At 64.1% G+C, this 13,493-nt stretch carries 11 protein-coding genes; 10 read left to right on the forward strand and 1 reads right to left on the reverse strand.

What is annotated here, in order from left to right:
- Positions 1 to 17: 17 nt before the first annotated feature.
- The 9 genes from F1C10_RS11505 to F1C10_RS11545 all read left to right on the forward strand — a co-directional run bounded on the left by F1C10_RS11505 (position 18) and on the right by F1C10_RS11545 (position 10,114).
- Positions 18 to 353: a PAAR domain-containing protein gene (locus F1C10_RS11505; RefSeq protein WP_185206329.1), complete on the forward strand. Its 336-nt coding sequence runs from the start codon at positions 18 to 20 to the stop codon at positions 351 to 353.
- Complete coding sequence (locus tag F1C10_RS11510) at positions 325 to 3,852, forward strand: DUF4123 domain-containing protein (protein ID WP_185206331.1); 3,528 nt, start codon at positions 325 to 327, stop codon at positions 3,850 to 3,852. Before F1C10_RS11505 ends, F1C10_RS11510 begins: the two co-directional genes overlap by 29 nt.
- Positions 3,849 to 4,205, forward strand: a complete 357-nt coding sequence (locus F1C10_RS11515; protein ID WP_185206333.1) for a hypothetical protein — start codon at positions 3,849 to 3,851, stop codon at positions 4,203 to 4,205. Before F1C10_RS11510 ends, F1C10_RS11515 begins: the two co-directional genes overlap by 4 nt.
- 503 nt (positions 4,206 to 4,708) lie before the next feature.
- A complete protein-coding gene (locus F1C10_RS11520) occupies positions 4,709 to 5,860 on the forward strand; it encodes a diguanylate cyclase (RefSeq protein WP_185206341.1) in 1,152 nt (383 codons plus the stop codon).
- A gap of 345 nt (positions 5,861 to 6,205) precedes the next feature.
- Complete coding sequence (locus tag F1C10_RS11525; RefSeq protein ID WP_258042877.1) at positions 6,206 to 7,273, forward strand: serine hydrolase; 1,068 nt, start codon at positions 6,206 to 6,208, stop codon at positions 7,271 to 7,273.
- Positions 7,274 to 7,280: 7 nt separating this feature from the next.
- Entirely contained in the window at positions 7,281 to 7,763 is a 483-nt protein-coding gene (locus F1C10_RS11530; RefSeq protein WP_258042878.1) for a nuclear transport factor 2 family protein, read from the forward strand.
- A gap of 351 nt (positions 7,764 to 8,114) precedes the next feature.
- On the forward strand, positions 8,115 to 8,822 hold the full coding sequence (locus tag F1C10_RS11535) for a hypothetical protein (protein ID WP_185206343.1): 708 nt from the start codon (positions 8,115 to 8,117) through the stop codon (positions 8,820 to 8,822).
- A gap of 542 nt (positions 8,823 to 9,364) precedes the next feature.
- Complete coding sequence (locus F1C10_RS11540; RefSeq protein WP_185206345.1) at positions 9,365 to 9,865, forward strand: methyltransferase domain-containing protein; 501 nt, start codon at positions 9,365 to 9,367, stop codon at positions 9,863 to 9,865.
- Entirely contained in the window at positions 9,866 to 10,114 is a 249-nt protein-coding gene (locus F1C10_RS11545) for a hypothetical protein (protein WP_185206347.1), read from the forward strand.
- Positions 10,115 to 10,339: 225 nt separating this feature from the next.
- Here the strand turns inward: F1C10_RS11545 and F1C10_RS11550 are convergent, their stop codons facing one another.
- Positions 10,340 to 12,715, reverse strand: a complete 2,376-nt coding sequence (locus F1C10_RS11550) for a TonB-dependent receptor (RefSeq protein WP_185206349.1) — start codon at positions 12,713 to 12,715, stop codon at positions 10,340 to 10,342.
- A 163-nt stretch (positions 12,716 to 12,878) separates the two neighbouring features.
- Here F1C10_RS11550 and F1C10_RS11555 point away from each other — a divergent pair, with 163 nt between their 5' ends.
- On the forward strand, positions 12,879 to 13,460 hold the full coding sequence (locus F1C10_RS11555; RefSeq protein ID WP_185206351.1) for a TetR/AcrR family transcriptional regulator: 582 nt from the start codon (positions 12,879 to 12,881) through the stop codon (positions 13,458 to 13,460).
- The last annotated feature ends 33 nt before the right edge of the window (positions 13,461 to 13,493 follow it).

Here is a 13,493-nt window from a genome sequence, read left to right on the forward strand (position 1 = left end):
CAGAGGGTAGACCGCCGATGCCGCCCGCCGCCCGCGTCACCGACATCGAGACGTGCCCGCACAGCCGCGCCGCGCCGATTGCCACTGGCTCGCCAAGCGTCGCGATCGAGGGCTTCCCGGCTGCGCGCGTCGGCGACAAGCTCGAATGCCCCGGCGGCCCGACACAGATTGAATCGGGTGCGTCCACCGTTAAGATCAATGGGCACAAGGCCGCGCGGATGGGCGATACCACTTGCCACAAGGGCAAGATCGTCAAGGGCGCAGCGACCGTCCGCATCGGCAACGGCGGCGGCGTCCGCTCGACCACGCTCGATCAGGCACATCGTGACGGCACGCCGTTCGTTCGCGGCTGATCGCGGCGCGCCGGAGACGCGCGCGGCGGCGGGCGATCCGCGCCGCTCGCCGCTCATCATCGGCCCGGTCGAGCCCGCCTGGCTACGCGAAGCGGCGGCGCGCGGGCATCTCTACGCCGTAGTCGATCCTTGCGTCGACGACGATGCGCATCGCTGGCTCGCGACGCTGGGCGAGGATTGCGTGTCGAGCCTCTACCTCGGCGAGGCACAGGCCAATTACGGCGACAAGGCGCCGCATATTGTGCGCGTCGATCCCGCGCTGCTCGATGCGCTGCCGCCGCGGTTCGGCAATGCGGCGTGGGGCTGCCTCATCGTCAGCCAGGCGCCGCCGGGGCGCGTGCGCCGACACCTTCGCGGCTGGTTGTCGGTGCGATCGCCCGAGGGCGAGGCGTGGCTGTTCCGTTTCTGGGATCCGCGTCGCCTGCCGACCTATCTGCGCGCCTCGACCGTGGCCGAGCTCGACGCCTTCTTCGGGCCGATTACCGCCTTTGCGACGCTCAACGCCGCGGGTGAGGCGTTCGTCGCGCAGCGCGCTGCGGCGGCCCCCGCGCCGCGCCGATCGGTCGGCGAGCGGCCCACGATCAGCCCGGCGCAGGTCGCGGCGCTGCGCGGCGAGGGCATGGCCAGCCGCCTAATCGCCTCGTTCGACAGCACGCCGCTGGCGGCGCGGCGCGATCCCGACAGCGGTGACGTGCTGCTCCGCGCCCCCGACGGCGGCATTACGCGGGTGCACATCGGCGCTGACGGCCAGATTGCCGGCACGACGAGCCCATCGGGGCGGCGCTGGACCAACGAGCATCGCGCCGATGGCAAGCTCGCGCGACTGACGACGCCGTCGGGCGCGCAACTGTCGATCGGCTACGATGCGTCCGGGCGTGTTCAGGCTGTCGCGCGCAACGGGATCGAACGGTTCCGTGCCGATCACGATCGCTACGGCCGGATGGAGCGCGCTGCCTTTCCCGACGGTAGCGACGTGCGGCTGGCTTATGCACTGGGCGGCGCCAGCGCGCTCGCCGATCCGGACGGCGCGATGCTCACGGCGCGGCGCGATCGGCTCGGCCGAACCGAACGGTTCGGCTACGAGGATGGTCTGCTCACCGAGATCGTTGACGGCAACGGCCGGAGCACGCGCATCGCGCGCGACGATCGCGGGCGCCCGATCGGCCTTCACCTGCCCGACGGGCGTGCCGAGACGTATCGCTACGATCCGCAGGGGCAGCTGTCGGGCATCGTCCGGGCGGGCGGCGTGGCGCTCGACGTCCTTTGCAACACCGCGGGTAAGCCGGTGCGGATGCGCAGCGCCGACGGCGCCGAGGCGAGCTTCGAGTATGACGACGCGGGGCGGCTGATAGCAGCCACCAATGCGGCGGGCGAGCTTCGCTGGCGCTACGACGATCTCGGCCGCGTCGTTGAGGAACGGTTCGGCGACACGGTGGTCGGCTACGAGTACGACGCGGTCGGGCTGGTCGCGCTCACCTACCCCGACGGATCGACCGTCCGCTACGTGCGCGACGAGGACCAGCGGCTCTCCGCGGTGCGGGACTGGACCGGCGGCTGGCATCAAATCGATTACGCACCCGATGACGCCGGGTGGCGCATCGCCTCCCCCGACGGCACCGTCGCGACGACGACGACGACCGCGGTAGGGCTCGTCGCCGCCCAGCGGATCGAGCACGGCGGCGCGCCGCTGTGCGAGACCCGCTACGTGCACGACGACGAGGACCGGCTACGCGAGCGGCACGACAGCCGCACCGGCGCCGCGTCGTTCGACTATGATGCCGAGGGGCAGTTGCGGCGTCATATACGCGCGTCGGGCCTGGTCGAGGACTTCGCCTATGACGCGGCGGGCAACCGTATCGCTTGCGCCGAGGGCGCGGCGCGGTTCGACGCGGTCAATCAGATCATTGGTCAGGGCGGCGTCCGCTACGAGCACGATGCCGACGGCGCGATGATACGCCGCATCACGCCGGACGCCGACTGGCGTTTCGCCTACGACGGCTTCGGCCACCTGATAGCCGCCGAAGACGCGGCGGGGCGCCGTGTGTCTTTCGGCTACGATGCGCTCGGCCGCCGGCTGTGGAAGCGCGTGTCGGGGAACGGGGTGGATCGCATCATCCGCTTCGTCTGGGCCGGCGAGCAGATGATCCGCGAGGAAGCGGACGGCGCAGCGCCGCGCGACTATCTCTACTGGCCGCAGACCTACACCCCGCTGCTGCTGCGCGACGGCGACGCGCTGTTCCACTACCATTGCGATCCCGCCGGCACGCCGCAACGACTGACCGGCGGCGATGGATCGATCGTGTGGGAAGTTGATGCCGATCCGTTCGGCGGCGTGCGGCCGCGTGTCGCTGCGCTCGCCCAGCCGCTGCGCATGCCCGGACAATATTGCGACGACGAGTTCGGCCTCGCGCTGCACTACAACCGCTTCCGCTTCTACGATCCGGCGATCGGCCGCTACATCAGCCCAGATCCGATCGGCATCGCCGGCGGGCTGAACCTCTACGGATACGTCGGCAACGATCCTGTGAATCGCGCCGATCCGCTTGGCCTGTGGTGGAACGTCGTCGCCAGCGTACTGGTTGCCGCGGCGGTCGCGACGGTGGTGGTGCTGACCGCGCCGATCTCCGGGCCGCTGCTAATCATCGCTGCGGGCGCGGCGGCGGGCGCGGCTGGCTTCATGGTCAACGAAGCGATGACGCAGGAGACGTTCTGCGCCTCGTGCATCCTGCTGGCGGGCATCCGGGGAGCCGCCGTGGGCGCCATCGCCGCACTGCCGATCGCCTGGCTACCCGCCACGGCGAGCGTTGGCGCCTTTGCCGGACTGGGCGGGGTCAGCGGCTTTCTGGGCTACGCCGCCGAATGGGTGATGACGCCGGGCATGGAGTGGAACTGGACCCACGCGGCGGTCGCTACGGGGCTCGGCGCCGCGACAGGGGGGCTGGGTCGGTATGCGTCCGGTCGTTTCGGCGCCAAGCCGCCCGCGACGGCTGATGCGGCGGCGCCAGAACCGTTCCAATATACGCCGAAGAAACTCGGCCAGACCGAGCCGGGTGCCGTGCCGAACAATCCCAAGCTGCAGGCCGAGATGGATGCGGCGGCTAACGCACAGGCGCGCAAGGCGGACGGCTATCCTGATCTTCCGGCCGACAAGGCTGCGACCTTTGGCGACGATGTGCGGCCTTGGGACGGGCCGGACGACGGAACGATCCGGCGCGTGATCGGCAGCGACCGCGATGCGAACGGCGGTTATTGGCAAAAGGATATCCCGACGAACGAGGCGGAATGGCGCGGCGGCTCTGCGGTCCTGAACGATTGGAACGGCAACGGCGGCTATGTCGAAAGCCCGACAAAGGGCCTGAAGGGCTGGATTGGGTCTGCCCGCCCGCAGATGTCGAGCGATGGCGTCAATGTGCTGCCCGGCCATGGCGAGCAGATCTGGATGCCGCCGGGTTCCGCAGACCCCGGCCCGACCATTCCTACGCCTTGGAGCATCAAGTGACCATATCGCCCCAAAGCAGCGCCGCGCTCGACCGCCTAATCACGCTCACGCAGGATCTGCTCGCCGAAATGGCAAGCGCCGAAAACTTGTATCCGTCTGCGCCGGGATCGGGCTGGTCGGGTGCCATGGAGACGGTTCAGCGTCATCTTGCCTTCGCGGTGGAGGGTCGCGCCGCCGACGACGCGCCGCTTGCGCTCCGCGGTGCCAATCTGTTGACCACTGCGAACAAGGGGGTAGGCGATCTCGAAACCTCGACCGCCGATCGACCGATCAGCGAGAAAGCGTTCGCGGTGACACGCGCGGCGATCGACGCTGCCAAACATCTTCGGTCGGACGCGGGGCTAGGCTTCTAGCGTCAGGACCCATCGATGTGAGTGTCGCAATCGGATTCGGGCTCCGCAAGGAGATCGGACGAGGGACCTGTTTAGGCTGATGAACGAGCAGATGGAGCGGTTGCGGCCGTTCTTTCCTAAGAGCCACGGCAAGCCTCGGGTGGATGGGCGAACTGATCAGCCGCCGAGTAGCCTGAGCGACTGGCGCGCTCAATCTGCTGGCGTGAAGACCCAAACTCGGTCATCCGCGTCGCCCTGCCGCCTCCCCAACTTCAGACATTCATTCATCGTGGCGCTTCCGGTGCGGGTGCTTCGCAATGGCGCTGCTTGATCGGAACCTTTCGCGAGCGAGAAGATCCAGGGGCTAACCACCCCCATGGCCCATTATACTTCCGACAACTGGGCGTCCGTTCATCTCGACCCGCTTGGTAGGCTGGCAGTGATAAAGCCTTAACCAGCTTGGGCCATATGCTGTGGGACGCTCGGGGGAGCGACTTGAGATTGTAGAGGCGGGCGGTGTTGTAATGAGCGATCCACGCTCAGGTTTGATGCGCCCGAAAGTATTGGGCTGGCTGTTTGCTCCGGTCGCACGACACCCAGAAATACGTGACGAACTGATCGGTACGGTCGTTCAACGTCGACCGGCAGTCTTTATCTCCTGTGCCGCAGTGATGATCATGAGCATCTCGGCCGCGATCCTGACGGGAAGCGCTTGGGCTCTCGGCTGGTTCGCCGCCGACTTTGCGCTTATCTCTTATCGGCTCTACCTCTCGTTTCGCTATGACGACGGGAGTGCTGAACCGATCAGAGGTCGCGCCGAAGTAGTCGCTTCGATGTTCACGCTGTTCATCGTTTTCGGGTTGGGCTGCTCCATCTGCATCATCAGTGGACCTGCCGCTCTTATGCTGATGGCGCTCATCTCGGTGTTAGGCGTATTTGCCGGCGTCGCTTCACGCTGGGCGGCGTTTCCCAGGTTGGCGTTGGTGACCATCACCGCAATCGCGATACCGGTATGCCTGGCGGTGACTGTACGAGCCGGCGGAGGACTGGGCATGGCCGCAGTACAGTTCGCCGCCGTTGCCGCGATGACAATCTCCCAAACGGTGCAGAATCACCGCACCCTTCTGAGGATGCTCGTAGCGGAACATCGAAACGCCTTGCTGGCGCGGACCGACGCTCTGACCGGTTTGGGAAACAGGATACGGCTGCGCGAGGATCTTAAAGCTCTCCTTTCCGATCGTTCGGCCACGGAGTGTCGGCGCGAGGCCCTGCTGTACCTCGACCTCGATGGCTTCAAGGCGTTCAATGACACTCGCGGGCACGATGCTGGCGACGAATTGCTTAAGAAAGTCGGCGAGACGATCTCTACAATGGCGAAGGACGGTCGCGCGTATCGCCTCGGAGGTGACGAGTTCGTCGTGGTAAGCCCTCTCTGCGACCAGCTCTCCGCCGTCCAACTGGCCCAACACATCGTTGGTGGGGTGGCGAGCACGCGGCTTGGAGGCAGTTGTGCTGGCGTTGGTGTGAGTGTTGGCATCGCGCTCGTAAGTGAGAACGACTCACCGGAGGCATTGCTCATTCGAGCCGATGAGGCGCTTTATGCGGCTAAGCGCGCTGGCAAGTCTTGCTATCATGTAGCCGATGCGCCGTCTTTCCATCGCCCTCTGGCGGCTTAGCCGTGTACAAAATCAGCCGTTCAAATCGTGACTCAGCGCCCGCCGACCATTCGCCAACATCAACGGCCGGTTTCCACTGGGTGAAGCGCTATCTTACGAGAAAGACCCATATCCGGTCGTTCGCGGCCTCTTTTTTGCCCCCCCCTTTTCGGCCATCCGTTTATGTTGCCCTTGGAGGAGGAATTGAGCCTTCGCCCCGCTCGCTGACCCAAGAGCTTCTCGAAAAAGGGCGGCATTCGAGATGCTACCGCGGTTCTGATGTCCGTCACCTTGATGGGTGATACGATCCAGATTGCGGCCACGCTCAGACACCGCTAGCTGTTGCATATGAGTAATACAGTCAGTGTGCTGAAGCAGGCAGTTTACGGCGGTTTGGGCGTGCTGGTGGCTTCCGCCTCAGTGGCGAACGCCAGAACGAACGTCACGCTGCCGGATATGACCACAACCCTCATCGAACAGCGCGTGGAGAGCGCGTCGATCGCCCTGATCCGCAACGGACGGATGGTGTCTGCTGGAGCGTGGGGCATGGCGGGGCCGAACCGCGCAGCGACAGCCTCCACGCCCTACAATCTCGCGTCGCTGACGAAGCCGCTTACTGCAGAAGTCATCCTGCGACTGGTGTCGGCCGGCAAGCTGTCGCTCGACGAGCCGATGGATCGCTACTGGAGCGATCCCGACCTGTCGCGCGATCCACGGCGGATGAAGCTGACGGTTCGCATGGCGCTGAGCCATCGCACCGGGTTGCCGAACTGGCGTGATGCGAAGGGACTGGCTTTCGAACATGATCCCGGCACGACGACCGGCTATTCGGGCGAGGGATATCAATACGCGGCGCGCTACGCCGAGCACCGCACCGGGCAATCGTTCGAGACACTTGCTGGCCGCTGGCTGTTCGCCCCCGCCCACATGCGCGCCTCGGGCTATGTGTCGGCGCAAGGCGAGACGGTGCCGATTGCCGTGCCATACGACGACGCGGGCAAGCCGCTGCCGGTCGAGCGGGTGACGCGATACAACGCTGCCGATCTCGCCCACGCGACAGCGCGTGATTATGCGCGCTTCCTCATCGATGCCCGCAACGATCGGGGCCTGGTCGCGTCTTTAGCGGCGGAACGCAGCAAATCGCAGGGCGACCTGGCGCCCGAAATATGTGCCGGACCGAAAGCGGTCACCTGTCCGCCCTGGACTGGCTTTGGTCTCGGCTGGCAACTCCTCGGCTTTTCCGATGGCACGACGATGCTCCACACCGGCAAGGATGCCGGGGCCTTCACCTTCGTCGCGATCGATCGCGCGAGCGGCGACGGCATCGTCATCCTGACCAACAGCGACAACGGGTGGCGGGTCATCTTGCCCATCCTCGAACGTACGGGGAGCGATCCGAAGCTGATCGCCTTCCTCCGCGGCCAGATGAACTGACAGGACCATGAGCATGATGACCGCCATTGCCGTTGCCGCAGCCTTGCTCGCGGCGCCCGTGCCACCCCCGGCCGATCCGTTGACGACGGAGATCGGCGCGCTAGATGCGAAGGTGTTCGACGCCTACAACCGCTGCGACCTGCCGACCTTCTCCGGCTATTTTGATCCGAAGCTCGCCTTCTACCACGACACCGGCGGTGCGACGTTCGAGCGTGACGCGATGGTCGACGGCGTTCGCAAGTACATTTGCGGGAAGGTGAAGCGCGAGCTGATCCCCGCGACGTTCCGCGTCTATTCGATCAAGGATTATGGCGCGATCGAGGAAGGCGAACATCGCTTTTGCGAACTGGCGACCGGACGATGCGAGGGGATCGCCAAATTCGTGATGGTCTGGGCGAAGCAGGACGGCACCTGGCGAATCACCAGCGTCCTGAGTTACGGACACCGTGCCGCGACGCCTGCAAAGCAGGCACGCGCCACTGACAGATAGCTCGTCGAGTGCCTCCTAATTCAGTTTGGCTGACCAGACCCACTTGCGGACACTCGGCGGCGCTTTCCGGCCTCTCGAAAGCGGACACCCGTTCGTCTTCCCAGATCCTCTTCACTCGGGAGCATGCTACCTACGCGGAACGTCGGAGATCACGGACTGTGCCGTTCGCCGGCTTTCCGTCCTTAATCTCTGATAGCTGCCGATTACTACAGCCATCTGTTCGGACACGAATGATCACCTCGGCCCAACTCCGCCGGAGCTACGACTGACTTCCGGTACGGCCGCGATGGACACTGCCCTCCAGGCGCGCCAGTTGCATGACCGACGCGTGTTCGCGGTGGAGGGATGATCATGGTAAAGCTAGATGCCGGGCGAGCGCTGATCGCGTACTCGGGCGCGCTCACCGGAGCGGTGATTTGGCTGGGTCTCACCGCCGCAGCGCCATCGGAGAAAAACGCCCGCTTCGACACGATAGACGTTGGTCGCATCAATGTCCGCGAGCCCGATGGCACGTTGCGCATGACGATCGCGAGCTCGGCGCGAGCACCAGGATTCATCGGCGGCGGCAAGGAGTATCCTCGTCCTGACCGCCGCATGGCCGGCCTGCTGTTCTTCAACGAAGAGGGCACCGAGAATGGCGGCCTGATCTTTGCGGGTAAGGACCAAGGCGGTAAGGCGTCAAGTGGCGGTAGCCTCACCTTCGATCGTTACAACCAAGACCAAGTGGTTCAGCTTTTCGGTTTTGAGGAGGGCCAGAACCGGTCCGCCGGCATCAAGGTAAACGATCAGCCCGAGGAACGCCTCGACTTTCTCGCCGTAGACCGGGTGCGCACCCTGCCAGAGAACCAGCAGGAAGCTGCCTATAGGGCTGCAAACGTCGGCGGAACTCAGCGCCTTTTCGCAGGCCGCGCGACTGACAAGTCGTCACAGGTTGTGCTGCGCGATGGACAAGGCCGGAAGCGCTTGGTGCTACGGGTTGGAGAGGATGGGGCAGCGTCGATCGACTTCCTCGATCCGTCAGGCAAGGTGCAGCGCACCGTTCGCCCAGCGGCCGATTAGGCGCTCGTGGCCATCGCGCCCCGCTTGCCAAGCTCGACTATTGTACCCAGCGCTGTCTTCAGCCTGGCTGCAAGCTGCATGACGGCCGTGATCCATCGGGAACAGGTATACGCCAACGAGCTTACCTTTGGCGGGGGCTGGCCCCTCGTCTTCATCATTGATCAGCCAGGCGTCTCCGTCACCGGCAAACTTTCGATGCTCGAGGATGTGCTCTATTCCATATCCTTCTTGGTCAATACGCTCATCTGTTTTCTGATAACGACCTCCGTCGTCCTATTTGCACGATCCATTTGGGCGGCACGACGAAGATCCTGCGAGAGGCCATCACGAAAACTCATTCGCGCACCGTGCGATCGACAACGTGGCCGTTCTTCCAAATAAGTAGAATTTTATGGGCCGCAGCGATGTCGCGTATCGGATCGCCGTCAACAAGGACCATGTCCCCGTCGCTCTGACGGACGGGTGCACTTGGCACGCACGCGACCATCTATATCATGAGACAATGTCTCACTCTCGTCTGCCCTACCTGCCAAACCCGGCCAATGCTCCAAGCGCCCCGCTTCTTCGGCGACATCGGCATCACTCCCGGCGCGCGGGTGCTCGATGTCGGTTGCGGCAACGGTGACCTCAGTCGGTTTGTGGCTGGGCTTGCCGGGCCAGGCGGCGAAGTCGTGGTGATTGATCGGAGCGAACAGGCGCTGGCGATAGCGCAAGCGGTCGACGCAAACTTGGGTGTGGCGCACATCCAGTACCGGGCGGTCGATCTTTCAGGTGACTTGCCTGATCTGGGCCGGTTTGACGCGATCATCGGCCGTCGCGTTCTGATGTACCTACCCGATGACGCCAAGACACTAGGGCTGCTAGCGACGATGGCTAATCCTAGTGCCGTCTTGGCATTTCAGGAACATGCTCGCACCGCCCTTCCCGTAGGACCCGGGGACCTCGCGTTGCACCGCCAGCTTTATGACTGGAACTGGAGCACGGTTGCAGCGGAAGGAGGGGATGTGGGGTTGGCGCTCCGTCTCGCCGAACTGATGCAGTAGTTGGGGCTTTCGGTCGAGGAGGCGCGCGGCGAAGCCATCCTGCTCCATCCCAACCAGCCCTCCTTCCTGCCGACCCTCACACAGGCGACGCTGCCGCGAATAGTCGAGCGGGGCAACGCGACCGTGGAGCAGATCGACCCCGACACGCTGGCGCAGCGGATGGAGGAAGAGCATCGCGTTGCGGGTGGTGCGATCGTTTGGGACCTAGCCTTCTTGGTCGCGGCCCGCGCCCAACCGGTCTCTCGCTGAAAGTTCGCATGAAGGCGGCTGGGAGCGAGCTGAACGAGGAGAGTCTGCAGCGCGACCTGCCTGACAGACTTGGCCGCGGCAACCCATAAGTCAGCTACCTCGCGGCGCTTATGTGCACTCGAACAACTGCCGTTCGTTCATGTCGGTGTCAGTGATCAACCCATACAGCGCTAAGTCGACGCCCTCATCGATCATGATGCGCTGTATGGGTTTTCAGCCGTCGGGTTAGAACTGAGCGCGTAGCCGAATGCCGTAGGTCCGAGGCGGCGCAAGATAGGCGTTCTGGTCGCCGGTCTGCAGCGGCGTGTTGAATGACTGCGACGGATAGATTTCGTTGGTCAGGTTTTGCGCCCAACCCTCGACGCTCAGCCCCGACTTCAGCTTAACGCCAAGGTTGGCGTTGATCATGTTTACCGCGCCGCGCTCGGTGAGCGAAGCGGTGTTTATAAGCTGTCGTCCGCTGTACTGGTATTGCACGCGCGCCGTCAGGTTCATCTCATCCGTGATCGGCTGGTCGAGGTTGATCGTCGCATTTCCCTGGAATTTCGGCGCGAAACGGAACCGCGAGCCCGACAGCACCGGATCGATCCGTCCGTCATCCTCGTAGCTCGCGTGCGGCAGCCAGGTGCCGTCGAGACCGAGCGTGATCGCGGGGGTCAGCTGGAACAGATTCTCGAACTCGAGGCCATAGTCCTTCGCCGCATTGGCGTTGAGCACGGTGAACTGAAGCCCGACGAACTGCGCGATCTGCACGTTCGAGATATCGTAGTAGAACAACGAGACGTTCGTGCGGGCGCGGCCGTCGAGATACTCGACCTTCGCACCAAGCTCGTACGCGTTGACCGTTTCGGGCTCGTAGGTGGGATCGAGCGGCGCCTGCGCCGTGACTCCCGGGAAGAATCCGCCACGGATCGCCGCGGGCAGCGCGTTGAAGACCGCCGCATTGTTGACGATCGTACCCCCGGCATTGGAGTCGATGTTGACGCCGCCCGCCTTGAAGCCGCGGTTGTACGTCGCATACAGCATCACGTCGTCGATCGGCCGATATTGCAGACCGAACGTGCCGCTCAGCGCCTTGTTCGTGGTGTCGGCGTCATAGGCCGGCCCGGGCGATACGCCGAGCAGCTTGAAGATCGCATTGGGGCGCGGATCGTAGAAGCTGTAGCGGAAGTCGCCCTGCTTCTTCTCGATCGAGTAGCGCAGGCCGGCAATGACGTTGAACTTGCTGCCGATCGCGAAATCCAGGTGACCGAAAGCCGCATAGGATTTCGCACGACCACCCATGATTTCGGTCGCGACGCGCCCCGGAACTGCCGCAGCAGTCCCCGCCGGAACGCCGCGCGCGGCGAGTAGCGTGTTCCAATAAGGCTGCGCCTGCGTTCCCCAGGCAAGGTCGCGACCCATTTCCAGCTTTTCGTCGGAGAAGAAGCCGCCGAGCACCAGATCGGCGTTCAGCGCCTCGATCTTGCCATTGTACGTCAGTTCCTGCGAGATGAAGCGGCTCGAGAAATCCTCGTCGAGGCTCAGGATGCTCGCGCCAGAGAAATCGGCGTCGGCATCACGCTGCCGCACGGTGAACTTGCGGATCGCGGAGACCGAGCGAATGTCGCCCTCGCCCACCCCGATCGTTATCAGCGCGGTGCCGCCGTAATCCTGAATGCGCTGCTGGTTGGAGTTGCTCAGCGATGCGCTGAAATCCTTCAGCCGGCGCGACGGCACGACCTTGCCGTTGCCGATCGTCAGCGCGTCCACCAGCGGCTGCGTCGGGCCGTTGATGAAGTCGGCGGTGGCGTAGCAGCAATTGCCCTCGCTGTTGGAATAGTCGCCGATCAGTCGGATCGAAAGCGCACTGCTCGGCTCGAAGCGCAGCTGTGCTTTCAACGCCTCGCTCGAATCGTTGTTGAGCGGGCGACCACTCGTGGCATCAGTGAAGAAACCATCGCGCTTCGATGCCAACCCGGCGATACGGAAGGTCAGAGATTCAGTCACCGGCACGCCGACTGCGGCACGCGCAAGCACGGTTTCATAATTGGAGTAGCTGAGATCGACCAGGCCGGAGACCTCGGTAGGATTGGGCATCGTTGAGGTCAGCAGCAGCGCGCCCGCGGTCGTGTTCTTGCCGAACAACGTACCCTGTGGGCCGCGCAGCACCTGCAGATTGTCGATGTCGAGGAAGTTCTGCAACGCCGAGGCAGCGCGACTGCGATAAACGCCGTCGATGAAGACGCCAACAGAGCCTTCGAAACTCCGGCTGTTGCCCGTCGTGCCCAGCCCCCGGATGATGACGTTGGCAGAGGACGACGCGATGTTGGTCACGCGAAAGCTGATGCTCGGGCTGATCGCCTGAATGTTCGAAATGTTCTCGACGCGCGCGGTCGCCAGCGCATCCGCGTTCGCAGCCGTGATGGAGATCGGGACGTTCTGGAGGTTCTCGCTGCGGCGTTGCGCCGTGACAATGATGTCGCCGAGCGCCGTATCAGGCGACTGCCCGGACGGGGCTGGCGTGGCGGGTGCGGTAGGCGCCGCATCCTGCGCGAGGGCGGCGGTCGCACTCAACATCGATGCGGTGGATGCAAGGACGACCCAGGTCTTCGACGCCATAATCACACTCCTAAGCAATGAAACGGGCTCGCTCGAGCGGCCTACTTTCGTTGCGCCGCCGCTATCACCGGCCATCTTATAGAACAAGTGTCTCGTTAAGGTGCGTGCAGCAGGGTTTTGCAGTGTTGTTGCAATGTCACGGTCGCGGGTGAATACCCATGCGATGGCAGGCGTAGCGGAAGCGAACCTCGATCAACGGCAGCGTCGCACCCGCGCCGCCCTGCACGCTGCCCTCGAACGCCTGATGAAACGCATGCCTTATTCCGACATTGGGGTAAGCCTGTTGGCGCAGGAGGCGCGCGTCGGCCGACCGACATTCTACCGCCATTTCGCCGACGTGAATGCCCTATTGATCGATCGGCTCGGAGACGATCTTGCGCAGCAACGAGCACTGGCGCGACGGCTTGCCGCGGAACGCCGGGATGCTCGTGCCGCCGTGCAGGAGATCACCGCTCATGCCTTCGACCGCATCGTGGCGCGTCCGGACCTCTACCGGACACTGCTCGATGGTTCGGCTGGTGCCAATGCCAGTACGTTGTTTCGCCAGCAGATGATCGAACTCACGGCGATTTTGCCATATCCGACGACGGACGCGCGGCGACGCCACCCGGCGCTTACCATTGCGATGTTGTCAGGCGCGGTCAGCGGCTTTCTGTTGGCCTGGATCGAAGCCGGGATGACCCCGCGGCCGCAAAAGGCTGCCGAATTGCTCATCGCACTGGTGTTGCCAGTGGAGGAACGTTAGCCAATCTACCCGGCTGATTGCCATCGCCGCCGG

The organism is Sphingomonas sp. NBWT7, from assembly GCF_014217605.1.
GTDB lineage: Bacteria > Pseudomonadota > Alphaproteobacteria > Sphingomonadales > Sphingomonadaceae > Sphingomonas.